General features: G+C 47.7%; 20 protein-coding genes. 11 read left to right on the top strand and 9 right to left on the bottom strand.

Going from position 1 to position 21,419, the window contains the following annotated elements; translation table 11 throughout:
• Window positions 1-42 precede the first annotated feature (42 nt).
• Window positions 43-483 (bottom strand): HIT family protein, encoded by a 441-nt coding sequence (locus Q0991_RS01050; RefSeq protein WP_299484670.1) that lies wholly within the window; start codon window positions 481-483, stop codon window positions 43-45.
• 243 nt (window positions 484-726) lie between these two features.
• Here Q0991_RS01050 and Q0991_RS01045 point away from each other — a divergent pair, with 243 nt between their 5' ends.
• Window positions 727-1,791, top strand: a complete 1,065-nt coding sequence (locus Q0991_RS01045) for a hypothetical protein (protein ID WP_299484668.1) — start codon at window positions 727-729, stop codon at window positions 1,789-1,791.
• Between the two features lie 206 nt (window positions 1,792-1,997).
• On the opposite strand, the gene Q0991_RS01040 is transcribed toward Q0991_RS01045, so the two are convergent.
• Complete coding sequence (locus Q0991_RS01040; RefSeq protein WP_299484667.1) at window positions 1,998-3,473, bottom strand: ammonium transporter; 1,476 nt, start codon at window positions 3,471-3,473, stop codon at window positions 1,998-2,000.
• Between the two features lie 805 nt (window positions 3,474-4,278).
• Between Q0991_RS01040 and Q0991_RS01035 the strand changes: the two genes are divergently transcribed.
• Window positions 4,279-4,566 (top strand): hypothetical protein, encoded by a 288-nt coding sequence (locus Q0991_RS01035; protein WP_299484666.1) that lies wholly within the window; start codon window positions 4,279-4,281, stop codon window positions 4,564-4,566.
• Between the two features lie 337 nt (window positions 4,567-4,903).
• On the opposite strand, the gene Q0991_RS01030 is transcribed toward Q0991_RS01035, so the two are convergent.
• The 3 genes from Q0991_RS01030 to Q0991_RS01020 form a co-directional block, all read right to left on the bottom strand.
• Window positions 4,904-6,496 (bottom strand): serine/threonine-protein kinase, encoded by a 1,593-nt coding sequence (locus Q0991_RS01030; RefSeq protein ID WP_299484665.1) that lies wholly within the window; start codon window positions 6,494-6,496, stop codon window positions 4,904-4,906.
• Between the two features lie 228 nt (window positions 6,497-6,724).
• Complete coding sequence (locus tag Q0991_RS01025) at window positions 6,725-7,960, bottom strand: DUF4912 domain-containing protein (RefSeq protein ID WP_299484683.1); 1,236 nt, start codon at window positions 7,958-7,960, stop codon at window positions 6,725-6,727.
• A gap of 271 nt (window positions 7,961-8,231) precedes the next feature.
• Window positions 8,232-8,753 (bottom strand): YraN family protein, encoded by a 522-nt coding sequence (locus tag Q0991_RS01020; protein ID WP_299484664.1) that lies wholly within the window; start codon window positions 8,751-8,753, stop codon window positions 8,232-8,234.
• A gap of 114 nt (window positions 8,754-8,867) precedes the next feature.
• Between Q0991_RS01020 and Q0991_RS01015 the strand changes: the two genes are divergently transcribed.
• From Q0991_RS01015 to Q0991_RS01005, 3 genes are all read left to right on the top strand, one after another.
• Window positions 8,868-9,392, top strand: a complete 525-nt coding sequence (locus Q0991_RS01015) for a pentapeptide repeat-containing protein (protein WP_299484663.1) — start codon at window positions 8,868-8,870, stop codon at window positions 9,390-9,392.
• 43 nt (window positions 9,393-9,435) lie between these two features.
• Entirely contained in the window at window positions 9,436-11,067 is a 1,632-nt protein-coding gene (locus Q0991_RS01010; RefSeq protein ID WP_299484662.1) for an ABC transporter substrate-binding protein, read from the top strand.
• 214 nt (window positions 11,068-11,281) lie between these two features.
• The gene (locus tag Q0991_RS01005; protein WP_299484661.1) at window positions 11,282-11,677 is read left to right on the top strand and encodes an ArsI/CadI family heavy metal resistance metalloenzyme; all 396 of its coding nucleotides are present in this window, start codon (window positions 11,282-11,284) and stop codon (window positions 11,675-11,677) included.
• A gap of 117 nt (window positions 11,678-11,794) precedes the next feature.
• Here the strand turns inward: Q0991_RS01005 and Q0991_RS01000 are convergent, their stop codons facing one another.
• Window positions 11,795-12,772: a metal ABC transporter substrate-binding protein gene (locus tag Q0991_RS01000; RefSeq protein WP_299484660.1), complete on the bottom strand. Its 978-nt coding sequence runs from the start codon at window positions 12,770-12,772 to the stop codon at window positions 11,795-11,797.
• A gap of 168 nt (window positions 12,773-12,940) precedes the next feature.
• On the opposite strand from Q0991_RS01000, the gene Q0991_RS00995 reads away from it, so the two are divergent.
• The 3 genes from Q0991_RS00995 to Q0991_RS00985 all read left to right on the top strand — a co-directional run bounded on the left by Q0991_RS00995 (window position 12,941) and on the right by Q0991_RS00985 (window position 15,966).
• Window positions 12,941-13,684, top strand: coding sequence for a metal ABC transporter ATP-binding protein (locus Q0991_RS00995; RefSeq protein ID WP_299484659.1), 744 nt, complete (start codon window positions 12,941-12,943; stop codon window positions 13,682-13,684).
• Between the two features lie 22 nt (window positions 13,685-13,706).
• Window positions 13,707-14,555 (top strand): metal ABC transporter permease, encoded by an 849-nt coding sequence (locus Q0991_RS00990; RefSeq protein ID WP_299484658.1) that lies wholly within the window; start codon window positions 13,707-13,709, stop codon window positions 14,553-14,555.
• A gap of 163 nt (window positions 14,556-14,718) precedes the next feature.
• Window positions 14,719-15,966 (top strand): 4-hydroxy-3-methylbut-2-enyl diphosphate reductase, encoded by a 1,248-nt coding sequence (locus Q0991_RS00985; protein WP_299484656.1) that lies wholly within the window; start codon window positions 14,719-14,721, stop codon window positions 15,964-15,966.
• A 32-nt stretch (window positions 15,967-15,998) separates the two neighbouring features.
• Here the strand turns inward: Q0991_RS00985 and Q0991_RS00980 are convergent, their stop codons facing one another.
• The 3 genes from Q0991_RS00980 to Q0991_RS00970 all read right to left on the bottom strand — a co-directional run bounded on the left by Q0991_RS00980 (window position 15,999) and on the right by Q0991_RS00970 (window position 18,533).
• Window positions 15,999-16,550 (bottom strand): hypothetical protein, encoded by a 552-nt coding sequence (locus tag Q0991_RS00980; protein WP_299484655.1) that lies wholly within the window; start codon window positions 16,548-16,550, stop codon window positions 15,999-16,001.
• Between the two features lie 11 nt (window positions 16,551-16,561).
• On the bottom strand, window positions 16,562-17,581 hold the full coding sequence (locus Q0991_RS00975; protein WP_299484654.1) for a response regulator transcription factor: 1,020 nt from the start codon (window positions 17,579-17,581) through the stop codon (window positions 16,562-16,564).
• Between the two features lie 367 nt (window positions 17,582-17,948).
• A complete protein-coding gene (locus tag Q0991_RS00970) occupies window positions 17,949-18,533 on the bottom strand; it encodes a pentapeptide repeat-containing protein (RefSeq protein ID WP_299484653.1) in 585 nt (194 codons plus the stop codon).
• 276 nt (window positions 18,534-18,809) lie between these two features.
• On the opposite strand from Q0991_RS00970, the gene Q0991_RS00965 reads away from it, so the two are divergent.
• From Q0991_RS00965 to Q0991_RS00955, 3 genes are all read left to right on the top strand, one after another.
• Window positions 18,810-19,007 carry a hypothetical protein gene (locus Q0991_RS00965; RefSeq protein WP_299484652.1) on the top strand — a complete coding sequence of 66 codons (198 nt, stop codon included), beginning with the start codon at window positions 18,810-18,812 and terminating at the stop codon, window positions 19,005-19,007.
• A gap of 15 nt (window positions 19,008-19,022) precedes the next feature.
• Complete coding sequence (locus tag Q0991_RS00960; RefSeq protein WP_299484651.1) at window positions 19,023-20,780, top strand: bifunctional diguanylate cyclase/phosphodiesterase; 1,758 nt, start codon at window positions 19,023-19,025, stop codon at window positions 20,778-20,780.
• Window positions 20,781-21,126: 346 nt separating this feature from the next.
• Window positions 21,127-21,417 (top strand): cupin domain-containing protein, encoded by a 291-nt coding sequence (locus Q0991_RS00955; RefSeq protein WP_261891315.1) that lies wholly within the window; start codon window positions 21,127-21,129, stop codon window positions 21,415-21,417.
• The last annotated feature ends 2 nt before the right edge of the window (window positions 21,418-21,419 follow it).

Raw genomic sequence — 21,419 nt, 5'->3', positions numbered from 1 at the left:
CAGCTTTTTTGTGGCGTATTGTCTTCGCCATTGTTCCTGGCATTAAGACTCATGTCTTAATGCCATTGCCATCTCATCCAGTTCTTGACGGGATGGGGTAGGAATATCTTTATCCCCAAACTTGACTTGACCATCCTCACAGTAGGCATAGTGTTTATGCATAATGTCTAAGGGGCCATATTGGGGAATGAGATGGAGATGAGCATGCGCCACTGTGAATCCATGCACTAACATGCCAATCCGCAGAGGCTTGTACACGGTCATAATTTTTCGGCTAACCTGTTGAGCAACCACCATCACTTGTGCTGCGAGAGGATCAGGTATATCGGTGAAATGGTCAATATGGGCTTTGGGAATCACCAGGCAGGCTCCTGGATATACCGGATGTAAGGGGATAAATGCCATCACTGCATCATCTTCATAGACGGTGCTGACGGGTGCAGTGCCTGCTGCGATCGCACAAAAAGGACAAGTTTCTATCACATTTATCGCTCCCCTATCATGGTGTTTTAACCTAAGCTGACTGTTAGGGAAGAGTTTGTTTACTCTTCTCCGTTACAGTCCTGATATGGGAGTTTTCTGGCCAGTCACTGCCGCCCCACTCCCAGAAAAATCAGAACAGCTTCAAAGATAGAAATTAAGTCCTACGATGGCAAGGGCCACAAGCGGCAAAGTTGTTCAAAATAGAGTGCGTCCCTTTTTGTGATGACGGCCATTTAGCAATTGATGTCTATTCCCTTTGATCCGAGTTCCACTCACAATCGCTTAGAAACGTTTTGGCAATTGTCTGCTAGCTTTGGCATGGAGCGGAATGCCTATCACAATTATCTCAATGAAATTGTCAGCGATCGCTATGCCTTGATTAACGGGCTGCAGCTACTGCGCGACGAACTTCAATTTGCGGCTGCCAGTCAAACAGATATTCAGGTTTGTGGTGCTGATTTAAGCCTGCCCAGTGTCGTCACAACCCTGGCCTATACCAACTGTGGCGATCGGATTCACCAAGGTGAGGCTACAAAACGCTATCGAGATGTGGTTGCTTCCCGGTTTGCGACCTTATCTGAAATTGGAGAGCTCAAACTAGAAGCCTTTTTCCCCGCAGGCGGGGGAACGGACAATGGGGCAACCCTGGCTCATGTTACCGTTGCCCATCAAATTGATGAATCCCTCCGCCGTTGTCTCTATGCAGGTAACCCTCAATCCATGGTCTTGGTGGCGATTGATCTGAAAACCCATGTCGGTCGTTTACGAGAAGATGGGCAACGAGTATATGGTAAAACTCGGGAATCTCCCTGGCGGGAACCTCGTGCCGCTTGTGGGGCAATTGCCGGTGCACTCAGTCACTACCATCCGCATAATTTGATTCATCGACGCATCCGAGATGATTTAGGCGAACAAAATTTTCAGTTTCTGTCCACCCAAAAAATTTATACAGCAGAAGGGGTAGATATCACTTTAGCGGTGGCCGCAGCTATTGTTGCCATTCGTGGGATTCGGAACACTGCTATGGCTTTAACCCAAGAAATGGATGAGAGAGGATTGGCTCATCTGACAGCCAGTACCACCGTCAATCGACCTTCTCGAGATGATCTCGTCATCTATTTAGCCCGTGCAACGGTCTTTCAAGGCAAAGTTCATATTCAAAGCCTTGGTCCAAAAGCAGAGCTATATAGCGGCAAGTTGGTGGATTATGCGGGTGAGCGTCGGCTACAGCTAACCTATAACAACCAAGACACTGATAATCTGCCGATAGAAGAAATATCCTACCAAATTCATCCTTCTGGCCTGTAGGTTAGGTCCTCATGCTAACGAAGGGATGAGCGAAGCTGAACATGGAGTGTTCCATCCGTTGAGTTCCACAACGGGAGTGAAGAATCTGCCTATCGAATATGAGGCTTGGAGAACCCTATGGATAGCACCTTCCGCATCATTCACTACAAAAAAGACAACTGAACTGCTCAGTTGTCTGTACCAATCAAGAAGTCTGGGGCAAAGACTTAATGTTCGTCGCCCAAGAAGCCGGGGTAGGCTTCCATTGCATGTTCACTAAGGTCTAGGCCGAGTTTTTCGTCTTCCGGGGAAACGCGAATCCCTGAGAGATATTTGAGGGCAGTCCAGACGATATAGCTGAATAGCACCGTAAACCCACTGACAATGGCAAGACCAATCAGCTGAATCCCAGCTTGACTAAAAGAGCCGCTGGTAAACAGCCCCGCTGCCGGACCAGTGTCTGAGGTATACCAACTATAGGTATCTGACCCAACGCTAAATAGGCCAACCGCTAAGGTGCCCCAAAAACCGCCCACCATATGGACTGATAAGGCACCCACCGGGTCATCGATTTTGAACTTGTCAAAGACATCAACGGCAAAAACAACGACAACACCACCAATAAAACCAATCAAAACGGCACTGCCAGAGGACACAAAGGCACAACCTGCGGTGATACTCACCAAGCCAATTAGCATCCCGTTGATGGTCATGGTTAAGTCAGGCTTGCCGAAATAGATCCAAGCCGTAACGGTCCCAGCAACGCCTCCCGCAGCCCCAGCTAGATTGGTGACCACGATGATATGGCTGATGGCCGCTGGGTCAGCCGCCATGGTGCTGCCCCCATTAAATCCAAACCAACCCAACCACAAAATCAAGCCACCTAGAGTCGCAATACTCAGGTTATGTCCTGGGATGGGATAGCTCTTTCCCTCAAAGTAGCGGGCAGTTCGGGGACCAATCAGTGCGGCACCCACTAAGGCCGCCCATCCGCCCACCATGTGGACAACAGTGGAACCCGCAAAGTCATAAAAGCCCATATTTTGCAGGAAGCCACCGCCCCAGACCCAATGGCCTACCATGGGATAACAGATAGAAGTCAATAAGATACTGAAGATAAAGAAGGCAATGAATCGGGCTCGTTCTGCGATCGCACCGGATACAATCGTGGCCGCAGTCCCAGCAAACATCAACTGATAGAAGAATTTGGCATTGAGGGGAATTCCTGCCCAACTGAGCGCAGAAAATACTCCATCATAGGCTTCGTTGATAGCAGGGCTGTTATCATTTCCGCCCAGGAAAAAGCCTGTCATTCCCAAATAATCATTCCCGTTACCAAACATAATGCCAAAGCCTACAGACCAGTAAGCTAGACTCACTAGACCAAAGACAATCAAGTTTTTGGCTAGCAGGTTCACTGCATTTTTGCTGCGGCATAGTCCAGTTTCCAACATCGCAAACCCAGCGTTCATAAAGAATACTAGGGAAGCCGCAAACAGGACCCAAATTGTATCTGCCACAACTTTACCTTCCCCCGAAAAAAGGGAGGAAGGGCTTTCTTGGGCAACTGCGGCACTACTCCATACCAGCAGGATGGCCACTGTTAAATACAAATAAATCGGTTTCTTGAAGAAAGACCAACGAAGGGATGCGCGACGACGGCGCGGTTGACCGGGCGGCTTAGGCATTAAATATCCAGACATGAGTGCTGTACAGCTCCTTGAGCTCATTCACATAGTTGTTTACCGAGCAAGAGAATCATCATAGGGACGGACACACAATCGTTACATTACTGTTCAGACTAGAAATTTAATCAAATTTTCTTCTGGTCGTTTTTGATAGATGGAAAAACCATCTAACATTTGTGTGATTGAGTCACTAATGCTCCCATGCTTAATCACTAGACAAATCACATGATGAGTATGCCCGTTTCTCCAGGAAATTCTGCCATATGGATGGATATGTCAATCTGTGGCAAGGGAATCGTCACTGATAATTTTTGTCTTGAGAAGGATTATTTCGAAAGCTGACACCTGTCAATCATGGGGGTGAATCACAGGGAGATAGGGCCATGTCCTCGACCCCTTTCCGCAAGATCCGTATTCTATTCCCCAAAGGGAAATTGTTATCATCCAATGTTCTGGACAGAGAGAGACTCAGAAAAACCCTTATCGTTGAAACATATCTCATTGCTTTACATGAGTGTTTTCCAATGTGGGAACTTTAGTGTCGCCAGCCTCGCAACAGTCCCTGAAGGCTTTAATTTCTGACCCAATAGATGGGGCAATCATTCCAAAGTGCCAGTAAAATGCAGGGATTTAAGGGAATTGCAGATTTTGCATCAAACATCACTCTTTTAAAAAGTCAATAAACGATCAAAATGCAACGTCACAAGAAATATTTGGGTATGCTAAATGCAGTATGTCTTAATTATAATTTCACGATATTTTAGGCCGTGCAGTATTCTTCTGCAGGCCATCAGTTGTTCTTAACCTGAAGGCAAACACGATGGATGATCGCCTCAAAGTCCTGGTTGCGATGCAAATGCGCTACAAGGTCCCTCGTCCTCAGGCAACCGAGATGGCAGAAGCATGGTTGCAGGCTAATCCAGGGCAAACTTGGACCACGCTCAACGAATTATTAAAATCGTCTCAAGTCGTTGTGTCAGGGAATCAGCTCGTTTCTGCGGGTGGGGCACCTGCTCCCCAAATGCCACAACCTACTCAATCACAAGCCCCTCAATCAACTGCTCCAAGTCAAAAAGCTCAACGGATGTATCGTGGGCGTCCCATTTAATCAGCCCCGGGCATAACGGTTGCTATTCAACCAACCGTCGCTTATGGCTTGCAAAGATTCTGATGGCAACGATCGGATTGCCAAGGTGCTGACCGTATGCCATATATCGACCGACAGGTAACCTGTTGCCCTTGCAATAACTCTGATTGAGGCTGATTGTTATGCCGAATTTGGCATCCCGCATGGATAAGTATCGCTAGCACATGCCCAGAGGCCGTCTCAAAAATAGTCTGTCGTTCAAAAATATATTGGATTGAACCTATGGGCTGGGATAATTACCATCGCCCTCAGCCCTGAGTGTGTACACCGTATAAAGTTGCCTGTAGTTTAGGTGTATTTAGAGTTTGGCAAGGACTTTTTGCTTCACAGTTTGATACTTTTGTTTTAGAAGTTGCTTGCTATCCGCCAAGTTCCCGGTTGAGGGGGTCTGCTTAGCGGTCTTCAAGCAATCTCGAAGTAACTGACATTGTCGCTGAGGAATTTTGACCGTGACAACATTGACGGGTTGACTCGGGTTGGATGAATCAAACATCATCAATAAGTAATATCCCATTTCACTCAGCAATTGAGTAATATGTTGACCCCCTGGATTCTTTAAGTCGATATAGCAGGGTAACCATCGAGGACCTTGTTGCCGATCGAATAGGGTGGTAATCCAGAGGATGGCAGGATGAGGGGCAAACGTACAGAGAAAATGGGTATGGCGACTACTGAGCGCGCGTTGTTCAATTTCCTCCTTGGTCAACATCACCCATAACCCAACGGCTTCTTGATCAGAGGATTGAATCGTTTGAGCAAAGACAATATTGGCAATGGGCTTATTTTTGGGCCAGGAAGCCCGCCAGGCTAAATCCTCAATGGACCAAAATACAACTTGCGTTTGTTCGGCAAGGGTGAGGTTTGCCTGTTTGGCATGCTGCTGGGGCGAAATGGTGGAGGTATCGATGGATAGCGGATTGGCAAAGGGGAGATCCGCCGCAGACCCCTGTTGTGCGATGCCCTTTAGCGACTGAATCACTTCTTTAATGGTTTGTGGCCGTTGCTCGGGGGCTTTGGCAATGCAGCTCATAACCAACTCTTCCAGAGCTTTGGGGGTTTTGAGGGTTGGATCTACATCTCGTAACCGTTGGGGAGGGCTGAGTTGGTGGGCTTTGGCCCAACTCTCAATGGTGTTGGCCTCTGCCATGATGGGGAAATAGCCCGTGAGCGCTTCAAACATGGTGATGCCTAAACTGTAGATGTCGGACCGGGCATCGATGATGGTGTTGGCAAATTGCTCAGGTGAACCGTAGGCGACAGTTCCGACGAAGGAATGCGATCGCATCTCCTGTGCCTGGCTACTTAAAAAGTCAGCAATGCCAAAATCCAAGAGTTTCGCCAATTCTCCTAAACTGGCGTCCTTGATCAGGAAAATATTGCTGGGTTTAATATCTCGATGGATAACCTGATGCAATTCCCCGTCAATGTTGATGCCCTTGTGGGCCGACTGCAGCCCTGCACAAACTTGGGTCATTAGGTTTAGAAAGCGATTGAGGGGGATATGTCCAGCTTCAATCAACTCCTCCAAGGTTTTCCCTTGCATGTACTCCATCACATAAAAAGGGATTTGCGCTTCGTGCAGACCATAATCCAGTACTCGCACAATATTGAGACTTTGATGGCCCAATAGAGCACCAATTCGAGCCTCACTAGCGAAACGAGATGCGATCGCATCATTGTGTAGGGTTTGGGTTAAAAACTTGACAGCAACCGTCACATCACCCAGTAGTTGGTCTTGGGCTCGGTAAACGCTCCCCATGGCACCACTCCCCACCAACTCCACCAGCTTGTAGCGATCGATTAAGAGTTGACCTGTTTGAATGCTGGGTTTCTGACTCTTGTTAGATGTGGGTGACGAGTTGAAATTAAAGTACTTGTTGAGCAGCTTCACTGATGATTTATCCCGGTTCGGGCGAAAAACAAGTTTGCTTTACCCTTAGTTTGCCCGGGTCCAATGGCGGACCTCACAAGTGAGGGGATTCGGGGATCACTACTCCTGATTCAAAGCACGGACAGGATCGTTTCAATCGTACAGGGGCAAGATCGAAACACCAAGCGCTGGGATACAAGTATCCCAGCGCTGAGAAATTGGAGATTAGACGCTATTTGAATCAGTTCGTTAGACTAACCATTCCAACACGGCTTCCTCTTTAGTGTTGGTGCGTCGCTCGGGGGTCTCGCGGGTGAACTTCATATGAATCGAGCGATTTTGCTCGCCATCTGCAGCGACCGCCATAATGGGATAGTCAATCAGACCATCTTGGAAGGACATCTGGAAGCGGAACGTACCATCCGAATTGAGTTGAATCGGCTGGCCGCCAATCGTGACCGTGGCATCCGGTTCGGTGGCCCCATAGACAATCAGTTCAGCATCGGCAACAAGCCAAAACTGACGGGGGCGAATTGGAGGTGCAGAAGCAGAGAACCCCACCCCAGACATATTGACACCGGACGCCGTTGGAATAGCCCATAGCCCCACACCCGAGGGGAAGACATAAGAACTGAGGGCAGATTCATGCACAGGTACCTGCTGCATAGAGCCATAAAGAGAACCCGCAACCCGCAAGGCCTCAACATCGCCCGCCAAACCGAAGACTTCGTCGTAGATGCTGTTGTCAGGCGCCGCATCCACGGGCTTCTTCTCTGGTGGAACCAGCGTCATCAAGGATTTACCCCGCAGGTCCATATCCCAATCAACAGCCATGAAGTGATCTTCGACCCAGTCGGAGGGATAGGTTGGGGGCACATGCACGGGCGCAGAGCGGGCTAGGACCAACCAGCGACCATCGGCACAGCGGTAGCCAATTTCAATCACATAATCGCGATCGCTCACGGGTAACGGCAGATACCACTCTCTGGCGAGCTCATCACAGGGATATTCCTGCACGCTATGAGGCACTTGGTAGGCTAAATCAATATCCGTGGCATCGTAGAGGCGCAGGGCAAGCTGCTGTCCGCCTTGATTGCGCAAAATCACTTTATGCTCATGGGGAATATCCCAATAAGTGAAGGCCCATTGAGGATCACGGGGCATCAAAACGATGCGGGTCTCTCCATATCCGTCGGGTAAATCGGCAATCTCGGCATCCACAGAGGCTAAGGCCACAGCGTCTTCTTGACCGACTTCAAATTTTGCTGCTTCCACGCGCTCTTGAGCAGGCAAGGCTTCCGACTCATCTGTACTGGCTAGGTGACTCATGGTGGGCGGAACCGCTGCGTTGTTCTGGGCAACGCGAATGGACTTTAGCAACTGGTCTTTGCGCATTCGGCTATAGCGGGAGACACCATAGCGGCTGGCTACACGACGAAGTTGTCGCAGGGTCATTTGTTCTAAAGGCAATTGATCTGGAGACATATCAGCAGAGACCTCGACAGGTAACGAATTAGATGTGAACGTCATGCTAAAACCAACCTTGAGTAAATATAACTAGTTGGGGATCGCTTTGTTAACAAATATGTACGAACTTTCTAAGTTCGTCAAGAGCCCAGATGCCCTAAAAAATGGGCTTCTAACGCAAAGTAAGTATATTTGGGGATCTTTGTGTTACGTATTCATGACATTTTAGCTAACCATGGGGATCATCAAAGACAGTCTCCATGGCTAACGTTGATTGCGGTTTAATCGGCTAGAAGGTGAAGGCTGATTCAAGGTAGTCCAACAATGAAATTTGATGTGTTCCTAGGTTGATGGGCTGACCCATCATCAGTTCAGTCTGTTGGAACACTTGGTCGATATCGACCGTAAGGGAGGGCTGCGCTTTCTTGACTGGGTTGCACTGAACGAGGGCCACATCAAATTGACAGGAGCATTCCCAGAGGTGAGGATGTTGGCTCAAAAAAAGCCGGGCTGTTTTCCAGAGTTTTTTTTGCTTTTGCGGTGTAATGGCTAACCGTCCATCTGCATCCCAATTTCTAGACCGCCGCGTTTTGACTTCCACAAAAGCCAGGTGGTCTGGGATTTGTGGCGTGGCTGGCTGAGCGGAACACTGAGCAATAATATCAATTTCACCCCATCGACATTGCCATCGCCGCGCTAAAATCTGCCACTGCTGTTGTTTTAACCACTGGCAGACCAGTGTTTCGCCCCATTCACCGACTTGAGCAGTTTGGGCGGAGCGATTGGGTTGAGGATTGGGAGAAGATGCCATATTTCAATCGAGCAAGCAGGCAAGAGTTCGATAGGATCATAAAAAAGCAGGCGATTGACTTTATCATCCTCGATGCCGTCCTCTAGCGCCTGAATGACAACAACAATGATAAATATGAATGGTTTAAACGTCTCGATCTGGATTGCGCAACTCAAGCGATGGGTATGGACTTCTGTGTTGGCAGGGCTGTTAGTTTGCTTGAGTTTGACCAGTTGGCTGCCGACTGCTTGGGCCGATGTCTATAACAAGGAGATTCTGCTCAATCGCGATTTTTCTAATCGTGATTTAACCGACGCGAGCTTTACCAAGTCTGACTTGAGAGGCAGCGATTTTAGCAATAGTGATCTGCGGGGTGTGAGCTTTTTTGCAGCCAATCTCGAGGATGTCAACTTGGAAGGCGCCAATCTCAGTGTTGCTACCCTGGATAGCGCCAGATTTGCCCGTGCCAACCTCAAAAATGCCAATTTGGAGGGGGCCTTTGCCTTTAATGCTGAGTTTCGGAAGGCCAATATTGAAGGCGCGGATTTTACCGATGTCGATTTGCGCGACGACACGCTTGAGATACTATGTGCGGTTGCTCAGGGGACCAACCCCGTCACGGGGCGCAACACTCGGGAGACGTTGTACTGTGATTATTAATCCCAGGGTTGCTAGGGCTGGGATCTAACGTCTGAGGGAGTGTATGACGAAGAGAATCACACCATTCTGGCGGCAACATCGACCGTTGCCTTACAGATGGATCAGCTTATTTTGTGTCGTCGTGTTGCTGGTTTTGAGTTGTAGTCCGCGCAATCTTCCGACCCGGGCGACTGATCGGATTACCTTGGGCAGCACTGCCAAAATTCGAACCATCGATCCCGCTGACGCCTATGAGCTATTTCCAGCGACCCTGCTCTACAACATGGGGGAACGGCTCTATACGTATGATTTGGAAACCACAACCCTCACGCCTCAGTTGGCGACGGCCCTGCCAGACATCAGTGAGGATGGTTTAACCTACACGATGCCGTTACGGGAAGGGGTACTGTTTCATGATGGGACTCCCTTTAACGCGGAGGCCATGGCCTTTTCGCTCCAGCGATTTATCCAAAATGGAGGCCAGCCGTCCTTTCTGCTGTCCGAACCAATTGCAGATATCAAGGCCACAGGCGATTACGAACTGACCATTACCCTGAAGCAACCCTTTGCCGCGTTACCGGCATTGCTGACATTTTTTGGGGCTTGTGCGGTGTCTCCGCAAGCCTACACCATTGGGCCAGGCCAATTTAAACCCAAGAGCTTTGTGGGCACTGGTCCTTATCGATTGGTGGAATATGGCAGTGATTTCATCCGGATGGATGTGTTTGAGCAATATTGGGGAGAAAAGCCAGCCAATCAAGGGATCAATCTCCAGTTGTTGTCCACGCCAGCGAATCTATTCAATCAGTTTCGGACAGGCGCGATTGATGTTGGGTATCAAGGTCTCGAGACAGATCAGATTCAGCAGCTCCAGACTGAGTCAGAGAAAACGGGATGGCAGGTGATTGAAGCCCAAGGCAATGCAGTGACCCATATGGTTCTCAATGTGAAGCAGCCTCCTTTAGATCAGGTGGAGATCCGCCGTGCGATCGCACTATTAATTGATCGCCCCTTAATTAGAGAGCGAGTCTATCAAGGCCAAGCCGAACCCCTCTACAGTCTGATTCCCAGCACCTTTCAGGAAGCCCAACCAGTATTTCAAACTCAGTATGGGGACGGTAACGTTGCCCAAGCCCGCCAGCTCTTAACCCAAGCGGGTTATTCTGCCCAGAAGCCATTAACCCTGGACCTCTGGTATCCGTCTAATTATGTGGCCCGCCGCTTGGTTGCAAATTTGATGAAGGCATTCGTCGAAGAACGGTCACAAGGGATTCTCAAGCTGAAATTAAACGGTGTGGAATCAACGGTGGGTAATAATAGCCTTTCAAAGGGGATTTATCCGGCTTATCTGGTGAATTGGTATCCAGACTTCTTCGACCCGGATACGTATATTCAACCCTTTTTGTCTTGTGCTAAAGGGGATGAGCAAACCGGTTGTCAGGAAGGCGCTAGCCAGTCTTTGGGATCGTTTTACTTTAATCGTGAGATCAATGAACTGATTGAACAACAACGTCAAACCCAAGATGTTCAGGAACGTCAGCAAGTTTTGGCCAAAATTCAAGCACAACTCGCCATCGATATTCCTTATATTCCACTGATTCAGCGCAAGGAATATGCCTTTAGTGGCCCTGATATTGATGGGGTGCAGATCACCAAAACCCAGCAATTTCCCCTGTGGACGATTCGTAAGTCCTAGCATTTAGACCAAGGGTGGCTCCTCGCTACCCAGGGAGAGGTGTAAGCAAAGCATGGCCGTTGCCCTTCTCAGTTCAGCCCAAACAATTGATGGGGCCGCTAATCCGATTAAGCTGAGGCTGGTTGACCGTTGGATGATGGCAGGATGCGTCTTTAGCCAGACAGTCTCGTCTATAAGAGTGAAGTCACCAATTTTCAGAGCTGGAGGTCCAACGATGTCTCGTTTACAACTCGCCCTTAACGTCAAAGATCTGGAGACAGCCGTTTCTTTTTACAGCAAATTGTTTGCAACGGAGCCTGCAAAACGCCAACCGGGATATGCCAATTTTGCGATCGCAAACCCACCGATCAAACTCGTGTTATTTGAAAATCCCACGGCGACCCATAAACTCAACCATCTCGGCATTGAGGTAGAGTCGTCTGAGCAGGTTGCCCAAGCAGGCGATCGTCTGAGAAACGCTAACCTACCGATCCGAAGAGAAGAACAAACAACCTGCTGCTATGCCGTGCAAGACAAGGTCTGGGTAACCGATACGGATGGGGATGACTGGGAAATTTACACTGTTCTAGAGGATGCCGAGACATTGGCCTGTAGTCCAAGCTGTCCTTGATTGACAGGTGCGCAACCAAACATCTCTCCTTCTTTCACGCCTACCCAGGGTGTTATGGGGTGCCTCCTCAAAGTATTTCAACACCGATGAAGACCCAGGCAGCAGTATTGGGATACTCTAACGAGGTTCGTCTGGCAGTATCGATTGCAATTCAGTGTAATTGCCGCCCAACGCTTTCACAATTGTTCGAGTATTCACTTTTAACATCTTGATATAGGTATCTGCTTCAGTTCCAGGTGCACCAATGGAATCGGAATACAGCTCTTGCTCCGCTAACTTCACCTTGGCTTCCGCCGCCACGGTTTTGATTAGGGCTGGATTAATGGTTGTTTCAGCAAAAATAGCTGGGACTTTAGCCTTGCGGATATCATCCGACAAGCGTTTAACCGTTTGTGCACTGGGTTGTTCTTCTGTACTCATCCCAATCAGGGTGCCTACAACCGTAAGGCCATAGGCTTTTGCGTAGTACTGAAAGGCATCATGGGTGGTGACCAACTGCCGTTGCTGGGCTGGAATCGTTTGTATCTGTTGGGTAATCCACTGATCGACCGCAGCCAATTCTTGCGTGAATTCAGCTGCATTTTTCGTAAACGTTTCCTTATCCTCAGGGGATAGCTCAATCAGCTGATCTCGAATGGCATTCACCATTTTGATAGCGTTCTCTGCATCGCCCCAAACGTGGGGATCCGGCTCTCGTCTACCGTCATAATCGTAATCCAGGGGAGTCACCACCTCCCCCACGGCAAATACTTTTGATTTCTTATTGGATTCAATCAGCTTAATCAAGCCAGGCTCCAGATTGTAGCCATTGTAGAAAATCAGATCGGCGCGTTCGATTTTTAAAGTATCGGCGGGGACGGGCTCATAAACGTGGGGGTCAGCGCCCGGTTGCAGAATGCCCACCAATTCCACTTCATCCCCGGCCACTTCGGCAGTCCAATCTTGCAAAATTGTGTGGGTTGCCACCACTTTGGGTTTGCCAGATTGGTCAGCATCTTGACTGCCCGTACATCCAACCAGGCTGATTCCAAACAATAATCCACCTATAACCCAGCCCCAGACGGGCAATTGATGCTTCTGTAAGGATGTTGTCATGGTTTTTTAAATGATTTTTCATAATGCTTTCACTTTTTGATGCTACAGTATTTTCATAATCGTTTCATTTTTAGTTGCACTACGTCTAATTTCAGGTGCACGTATCAACCACATGCAATTTTTAGGTGAAAGTTCTTTGCCCGCTTCTAAAATGACGGAAACTCGCCCATGAATAGTGCTAGCAGTCTGGCTGTAGACCATTTAGGTGTGCAATACCGTATGGTTAAAGCCCTCTCCAATGTGACCTGCTCGGTGAATGCAGGACGGTTGACGGGCATTATTGGCCCCAATGGGGCTGGTAAAAGTACCTTGCTCAAAGCCATGCTGGGGCTGGTTTTGCCAAGTAGTGGTCAAGTGATATGGGGCGATAAACCCCTGAAGCAGCAGTTGGATCGCGTCGCGTATATTCCCCAGCGATCGCAAATTGATTGGACCTATCCCGCCACCGTTTGGGATATCGCCCTCATGGGGCGAATTCGCAAAACGGGCTGGCTAAAGCGCTATTCCACTGTCTCTCGCCGACTTGCTGCCGATGCTCTAGAGCGAGTTGGCATTGCCAATCTACGAGATCGTCCTATTGGTCAACTTTCGGGGGGGCAGCAACAGCGAGTCTTCCTGGCCAAAGCCCTGACAGAAGAAGCAGAGATTTTTTGTTTAGACGAACCCCTCGCAGGGATTGATAAAAAAACCGAAGCCATTGTGTTCACTATCTTGCATGAACTGGCAGATACGGGGCATACCGTCCTCGTCGTTCACCATGATTTAGGCCAGGCCATCACCAACTTCGATGATTTAATTTTGCTTAACCGCGAACTGATTGCTTGTGGCTCTCGCGAAGATGTCCTCACAAGGAACAATATTCAACGAGCCTTTGGTGGGCATGTGCCCTTCTTTGAGCCCAACGCCGCCTAGCCCCATATTTCAACAATGATTGATGTACGACCTATTAATTGAGCCGCTGCAAGCCGAATTTATGCAGCGATCGCTCTTCACTGCAGTTTTGGTGGGAGTCGTCTGTGCCACGGTAGGGTGTTACTTGATGGTTCAGCGACTTGCTTTGTTGGGAGATGCCATCAGCCATTCGGTCCTACCGGGTTTGGTGATTGCCTATATCATTGGCGTCGATATTTTCTTGGGAGCCTTTATCGCTGGAGTTTTTAGCACTGTTGTCATTGCTTGGATTCATACTCAATCCCAAATTAAAGAAGATGCGGCCATGGGCATTGTGTTTTCGGCTTTCTTCGCCCTAGGGATTACCCTGATCACCATTGTCCAGAAAGAAAACAAAATCGACCTGAATCATTTCCTATTTGGCAATATCCTTAGCGTTACCCAATCGGAAGTCATCAATACTTTAGGGATTACCATTCTCGTATTGGTGGTGATTGTGCTGTTGTTCAAAGAATTAATGCTCTATACCTTTGATCCAGTCGGTGCCCAAGCAGCAGGTCTCCCTACCAATCTCCTCAATTTTGGGTTGATGGTGTTGATTGCATTGACGATAGTGGCAAGCCTTAAATCTGTGGGAGTCATTTTGGTGTTAGCCATGTTGATTACGCCAGGGGCTACAGCCTATTTATTGGTCTATCGTTTGCATATGATGATGATTGTCGGGGCTGCTATCGGCGTGATTTCTAGCATTACAGGCATGTATCTGAGCTTTCACTTCAATTTACCGTCAGGTCCAGCGATCGTTTTAGTCGCGTTCGGCTTTTTCTTCATGGCATTTCTGTTTAGTCCTACCCAAGGATTATTGACTCAGTCACTCGCTAAGACGAAATGAAATAGAAGGCTATCATCTTCCAGCCAACCGTGTATTGGTGATCTGTTCCCAGTATGATAAATAGAGTTGCTATCGTTGCAGCAAAATTAAATTGGCCTTTTTCAGTTTTTTTAGTTCTGTTCAGGACTGGTCTGAGGCCCCCCGTTGATGCAGGAATACATTTATGGATACCAAAGCCTTTAAGCGATCGCTGCATAAATCTGAGCAATACCATCGGACTGGGTTTGGCCATGAGGAAGCCGTGACGAACTTGCTGCAGTCTGAATACAATAGCCAACTCATTCAACAAATTCGAGATAATGGGTATCGCCTCCAACAAGGAGAGGTCACCATTCGACTAGCCGAAGCATTCGGATTTTGCTGGGGGGTCGAGCGGGCCATTGCCCTGGCCTATGAAACACGACGCCAGTTCCCTCAAGAGCGCATCTGGATTACCAACGAAATTATCCATAATCCTTCTGTCAACCAAAACCTCCGGGATATGGCTGTTGAGTTTATCCCGGTTCAACCCGATGGTCAAAAGGATTTTGCGGTTGTTGCCCAAAACGACGTGGTGATATTGCCCGCATTCGGTGCCAGTGTTCAAGAAATGCAGTTACTCAACGATAAGGGCTGCACCATCATGGATACCACCTGCCCTTGGGTGTCTAAAGTTTGGAATACCGTCGAGAAGCATAAGAAGGGAGCCCATACCTCCATTATTCATGGCAAATATAAGCATGAAGAAACGATTGCCACAAGCTCCTTTGCTGGAACATATCTAGTCGTCCTGAATTTGGAAGAAGCGGAATACGTTGCTGACTATATTCTGAATCCGGGGACTACTTCGCAAGAGCGAGAGCAGCGCCGTACGGCATTTATGACAAAATTTGCGAAAGCCTATTCGGATGGATTCGATCCAGAAACGGATTTAGTTCGAATCGGTATTGCGAATCAAACCACTATGCTTAAGGGTGAAACGGAACAAATCGGCAAACTATTTGAACGCACAATGATGCGCAAATATGGTCCTGCCAATGTCAATCAACATTTTCTCAGTTTCAACACGATTTGTGATGCAACCCAAGAACGTCAGGACGCGATGTTCCAGCTTGTGGATGAACCTTTAGACTTGATGGTTGTCATTGGTGGCTTTAACTCTTCCAATACCACCCATCTGCAAGAGATTTCTATTGATAAAAGTATTCCCTCTTACCATATCGATAGCGCGACGAGGATAGGCCCAGGCAATCGTGTCGAGCATAAACCCCTCAATCAAAATCTGACTATTACCGAGAATTGGCTGCCTGATGGTCCGCTGGTTGTTGGCATCACTTCAGGCGCATCGACTCCAGATAAGGTTGTGTCTGAAATCGTGGACAAAATATTTACCATCAAAAATTCGCCAGTGGAGGCGCTAGAGGTCTGCTAACTTCCTCATTCGCCATTGTTTTCAGGGACACTCTAGCGAGTCACAAAGATCATGATCGTCAGGATGAAAAAACAGCTTGCCCCCACAATGGTGATGATATCGGTGACTCGTTTGACATGATTGAGCCGTCGATCCAAATGTTGTAAGGCAGACCGATCGGCGTAAATTAAGTTGCTCAGGTCCTGCATGGAGTTTTCTAACCATTCCATCTTATTGGAATCCGCGCCAGGGGCCGTTCCAGCAGATTGTTCTAGCTGCTTGATTTGGCTGCGATCGTGATGGAGTTGTTCTTGCAGATCGTAGGTTGTCGCCTCAAAGCTATGTCGTAAGTCCAGCAACTCTGATTGCAATTGAGCATATTGAGTTTCAAGTTCAGTATATTTTTCCTGTAAATGGGTTGGCACTGACGTGTCTTGTAGCCTGTCTTTAGCCTGATTAAGGGATTCTTCTAATTCCTGCTGTGTTTGGGTGAGATGCTCAAAATGGGTTTGGAGTTGAGCAAAGCCATCCAATACTTGGAAAGCTTGGCTAAACCGGCTCCGCAAATCTTGTAATTCTCTCTCAATTTGATCAATTGCGCTCAAAACCTTTCTCCTCAAAGGCTATAGACTTGCTGATTTTTTCCTAACGTGGCAAACCCAGTATTTACGTCATCAAGCTTTGACTTTAAGGGGTAATGTTCATCAAGTAAAGTATTCAATTGGTTAATTTGCCAAGTAACGGCTAAAAATTGAGCACACTCCGATTCAGGGCCAAACACTCTTTCTGCGGTTGCCCCCAAAAGCTTTGCAGGAGTATGGGGTTCTTGACGTGCTAAAACTTGTCTAATCCTTGAAAAAGCCTCATCGGCATTAATGAGGGCGATCGATTGGCAAAACAGTAATAAGGTTTCTAGAGATAGTTTTTGGTCTAGCGCTTGTTTAAATCCTTTGCGCCAACAGGTTAAGGCTACTTTCGCTTGATGTTGATGCTCATAAACCAATGTGCCTAGAATAAAATAGGCTAGTACATGATCCGGCTGCCGCTGCAGTTTTTGCCTAAGATGGGGCACTAACCTTTTGACGTCATTCGGAGAAACAACAAGGGCTATAAAGGCGTTTATCGTTGCCAGATCGAGGGAATGAGGTTCTTTCAACAATCTCAGTAGTTCCCTTTCCAGGTAGGTTAGATCTGAGGTCGTTTGGGCAACCTCTGCTGGTGAGGGGTTGCGGTTCATCACTTTCTCTAAAAGGCCAGGACTAAGTTGGGTGTATCCCATATGTACAGAGCGAATTGCGTTGGCAACTTCTTCTGAAGAGGCGTCTTTGAGAAGATATCCCATTGCGCCAGCACTTAGGGCATCCGCAATACATTTATCGTCGTCGGCGCTACTTAACAGTAATACTTTGGTGTTTGGACATCGTTGGCGGATATTCTCTGTTGCCGCCACCCCATCCATGACGGGCATATGCATATCGACTAAGGCAACATCAGGTTGAAGTTGCTCAGCTAATTCGATGCCGATCTTACCGTTCTCGGCCAAGCCCACAATTTGGAAGTCCGTTTCGGACTCTAGTAAAGCCTTGAGTCCTTGCCGGATCACTTTTTGATCATCAACTAAAAGAATACGGATCATTGTTGAGGTTGGTTTTAAGGAGAGCTTGACACGGCAACTGGTTAACGCCTGGTTCGCCAGGAACGTCCAGGTTAAATGATTATCATCTTAATCAAAATCAGGTCGAGGTGTTTGGCTAAGCTGTTAATCCATTTAACTCCCCCTAAGAAAATATTATCGATAAAATCTTGATTGTTCCAATAAAATTGAGAAGTTTTTTGGCGCTTATAGGGTAATATCCACACTTAACAAATGACAATCCCCCAGAATGGGCTGTCTGGGGGATTAAAAAAATATATTTCGAGTGATAGATGCGCTAAAAAACGATTCCTTTGTTGGGGGGCTGAAGCATACTTTCCTGTGCAATAAATCTATTGTTGAGATCGCATTATTGCGCCCTGCAATCTCGGAAGCTGAGTTTACCATCTGGCATAACGGTATTGCAGAGATTAGCCCCATCTAAATTAGCCCCATCCAAATTAGCCCCATTCAAATTGGCTGCCCGAAGCATTGCACCCCGTAAATCGGCCTTCGCAAAGTTGGTCTTATTCAGGGTTGCAGCTCTTAAATTTGCATTTTGTAAATTAACCCCACTGAAGTCACAGCCATTCAAGTTAGCCACGGATAAGTCGGCTTTCGAGAAATTAGCTCCCGTTAAAATGCTTTCTTCAACACGGGAGTTGGCAAGGATCACCCCTTCTAAATTGGCATCGGTTAAATCAGTGAACTGAATGGTGGCGTTGGTTAAATCCGCATTCTTTAAATTAGCCCCCTGCAATTCAAAGCTCCTCAGGTTTGCTCCGGCTAAATCACACCCTTCGCAAATCTTGGTTTTTCGAAGGGCCGGAACATTGTTGATGGCTTCCTTAGAAAGGGGACCCATTCTCATTTGAGCATAGGCCGTATCAGGGGGCAGAGCAACGCACCAGAGTACAACGACAAGGGCGACAAGTTTTACGATAGCTTTCAACATCCATGGACCTCTATTAAACCGGGGGAATATGCCAAACTACACCAGATTGACCGCCGTTCATTATAGAACCCTGTTGAACGTCATATCCCCCCTTGGAGACAATTCGTAGAGTTTTGCAATGTAAACTCACCCCTTTTATCCATCTGCAGGGGGTTCCACAGGTCTGGTTTTGGGTTGAATTGATAGCCGAGGAAACAGTAAATTCATCCTCAGTCGAAAGCAAAGAAGGGCACTGGGGAACAATAAGACAAAGCTGAGATGAGTGTCTTCAAACCTATGGAAAATGAAACTATTTTCCAGTCAGATTTCGAATCGAGTGTTCCAGATGAGGTCTCTGTCTTGCGCAAACAGCTGGCGATTAGCCTCAAGTTTCACCACAGCAATACTCTAGAAAAACTACCGATTGAGATCGCTGTCCAGGTCATGGCAGAAGTCTGGGATGCTTGCAACCGTGGCACCCGCGCTCACAAATAGGCGGATATCTCAACTATGGTAGAAGCTATTTTAGCCGGGGTTTTATCAACTCTAGAGATCTTAGTTTTAGAGTATCAAACGGACCAACGCTTCCAGATTGTTGGCACCCCCCCCGTTTGGTATCAAACGCTAATGGGATCTGAGCAAGCCTATCCAGCGACCATCCAGTTAGTGGAGGCCTTTCCGTTCCTGACCTATTTCCTGGAAGATGCCCTGCAATTTTGGCAGGTCCCCCAACCTCAAATGTTGGAATCAGGACTATGGATTGAAGTGGATCAGTCTGGCACTGAAATTCCGTTAACGGCCTCAGCCCTTCGAATCGCCGACCAAAGAATACTTTTAATTACATTATCCCAGACGATCTATACGGAGAAATCTGTATTGATCCAGCGAGGCCGAGAAAATGCGCTGGTTCAAAGCGCTGAGCGGAAACGGGCTGCCGAACAGCTCCGTCATAGTATTTTTTACGATTGGCTCACAGAATTACCGAATCAATCTTTTATTCGACTTCGGCTTTTAGATGCCCTCTCCCATATCAAAAAGGATCCTAACGGTTATTTTGCGCTGCTCTATATTGACATCAAACATTTCAAAGCCATTAATACCCGGTTAGGCTTGTGGGCGGGCGATCAGCTCCTAATGATGGTTGCTCAACGTCTAACGGAGCAAATTAGGTCTGAGGACATTGCTGCTCGATTTGGGGATGATGACTTTGTCGTTCTGCTCAAGTCTCTCAATGATGAGTCAGAGGCTCGTAACTGTGCAGACCAAATCTTTCGTCACCTCCTGAACCCCTACAATATTCATTCCCAGGAAGTTCATATTCAGTTTGATATGGGCCTAGCGATGGGCACTGCGCTTTATCAACAACCTGAGGATTTGATTCGAGATGCCTGTACGGCTTTGGAATATGCTAAGGGCCAAGGCACTGGAGACTATGCGATCTTTCACCAAACTATGCACCTGCAATCGCTCACTAGGATGCAATTGGAGCATGATCTGTCGCGGGCCATTTGGCAAAATGAATTACGGGTATGCTACCAGCCGATTATCTCGTTGATAGATGGTTCGCTCCAAGCCTTTGAAGCTTTGGTCCGCTGGCAACATCCTACTCTAGGGTTGTTGCCGCCTGATCAGTTTATTGCGATCGCAGAAGATAGTGGCCTAATTATTCCCATTGGTGCCTGGATCTTGAGGGAAGCCTGCGAGCAAATCCAACAGTGGCGAAGCCAAACTCATTTGCCTTTGAGTATGCATGTCAACTTGTCAGCTCGGCAGCTCGATCAGCTCGATTTGCTGGACTCCATTCGAGGGATTTTGGCAGAAACGCAGCTTAATCCAGCGGGCCTAAAGCTAGAAATTACCGAGACGATGGTATTCAACAATTTAGAATATGCGGCATCCATCCTTCGGCAAATTAAAGGCTTAGGGATTCAACTGAGTATGGATGATTTCGGGACTGGGTATGCCTCTTTAAGTTATCTCCACCAACTGCCAGTTGATAATCTCAAAATTGATCGATCCTTTGTAGAAACCATTGGCACCTCGGGAACAGAATCAGAAATTATTCAAGCCGTGGTTCAGCTGGCCCATAGCTTAAACATTGATGTGGTGGCTGAAGGGGTCGAGACTGCGGAGCAGGCCAACCGTCTCAAAACTTTGGGGTGTGAATATGCTCAGGGGTTTTTGTTCGCTAAACCCTTGGAGCCGAAGGAAGCAGAAAAAGTCCTCCATCAAAATTTTGCGTCTTTATTTACAGCTATCCAGGTTTAAAGAGGAGCGATCTGGATTTTCCTGAACAACGTCTCAAGGACAACGTTTCAGCCTGCCAGTGGGCTAATCTCGATGAATCGTCTGTTGGGTTGGCTGAGAAGAATAGTCGAGATTGGCCAAATCTTAGGGGTATCCATGGTAAGACTTGGCCCTTGCGACGGACTTTAGGGATGCGATCGCACCGTTGCTTACCAAAGGAATGGGCATTGAATCGAAGCACCTTAGCCAAATTTTCCCCGGATATTCTCCCCAGACTCCGCTTGGGTTGCTTTAGGAAAGGGATTGGCCTATCTGACTAAATCAGAATGTTAAGCTGCTTTAGTGAGAAGTTTAAAGGGAATTCCAAATGAATACGGAGCAACAGACCCAAATTCAGGTCGAACATCAGCCTAGTGTGGATCGCCTACAAGAATTGCGGGTGCTGAACTGGCCGATTTGGTCCAAAGAAGAATCAGAATTTCCTTGGACCTATGATGAGTCTGAAACCTGCTATTTCTTACAGGGCGAAGTGGTGGTCACCCCTGATGGTGGTGAACCCGTGACGATGGGCAAAGGGGATTTGGTAACGTTTCCGGCGGGAATGTCTTGTACCTGGACCATTCAAAGTGCTGTGCGCAAGCATTATCGGTTTGGCTAATT

It is taken from the genome of Acaryochloris sp. IP29b_bin.137, assembly GCF_028285745.1.
In the GTDB taxonomy this organism is placed as follows: domain Bacteria; phylum Cyanobacteriota; class Cyanobacteriia; order Thermosynechococcales; family Thermosynechococcaceae; genus Acaryochloris.
This window is presented reverse-complemented; position numbering and strand designations above follow the sequence as displayed.

Coding starts and splice junctions, on each gene's coding strand:
- Q0991_RS01045 (WP_299484668.1), top strand. CDS start 727: ATGTCTATTCCCTTTGATCCGAGTTCCACTCACAATCGCTTAGAAACG.
- Q0991_RS01040 (WP_299484667.1), bottom strand. CDS start 3,473: ATGTCTGGATATTTAATGCCTAAGCCGCCCGGTCAACCGCGCCGTCGT.
- Q0991_RS01035 (WP_299484666.1), top strand. CDS start 4,279: ATGGATGATCGCCTCAAAGTCCTGGTTGCGATGCAAATGCGCTACAAG.
- Q0991_RS01025 (WP_299484683.1), bottom strand. CDS start 7,960: ATGTCTCCAGATCAATTGCCTTTAGAACAAATGACCCTGCGACAACTT.
- Q0991_RS01020 (WP_299484664.1), bottom strand. CDS start 8,753: ATGGCATCTTCTCCCAATCCTCAACCCAATCGCTCCGCCCAAACTGCT.
- Q0991_RS01015 (WP_299484663.1), top strand. CDS start 8,868: ATGAATGGTTTAAACGTCTCGATCTGGATTGCGCAACTCAAGCGATGG.
- Q0991_RS01010 (WP_299484662.1), top strand. CDS start 9,436: ATGACGAAGAGAATCACACCATTCTGGCGGCAACATCGACCGTTGCCT.
- Q0991_RS01005 (WP_299484661.1), top strand. CDS start 11,282: ATGTCTCGTTTACAACTCGCCCTTAACGTCAAAGATCTGGAGACAGCC.
- Q0991_RS01000 (WP_299484660.1), bottom strand. CDS start 12,772: ATGACAACATCCTTACAGAAGCATCAATTGCCCGTCTGGGGCTGGGTT.
- Q0991_RS00995 (WP_299484659.1), top strand. CDS start 12,941: ATGAATAGTGCTAGCAGTCTGGCTGTAGACCATTTAGGTGTGCAATAC.
- Q0991_RS00990 (WP_299484658.1), top strand. CDS start 13,707: ATGTACGACCTATTAATTGAGCCGCTGCAAGCCGAATTTATGCAGCGA.
- Q0991_RS00985 (WP_299484656.1), top strand. CDS start 14,719: ATGGATACCAAAGCCTTTAAGCGATCGCTGCATAAATCTGAGCAATAC.
- Q0991_RS00975 (WP_299484654.1), bottom strand. CDS start 17,581: ATGATCCGTATTCTTTTAGTTGATGATCAAAAAGTGATCCGGCAAGGA.
- Q0991_RS00970 (WP_299484653.1), bottom strand. CDS start 18,533: ATGTTGAAAGCTATCGTAAAACTTGTCGCCCTTGTCGTTGTACTCTGG.
- Q0991_RS00965 (WP_299484652.1), top strand. CDS start 18,810: ATGGAAAATGAAACTATTTTCCAGTCAGATTTCGAATCGAGTGTTCCA.
- Q0991_RS00960 (WP_299484651.1), top strand. CDS start 19,023: ATGGTAGAAGCTATTTTAGCCGGGGTTTTATCAACTCTAGAGATCTTA.
- Q0991_RS00955 (WP_261891315.1), top strand. CDS start 21,127: ATGAATACGGAGCAACAGACCCAAATTCAGGTCGAACATCAGCCTAGT.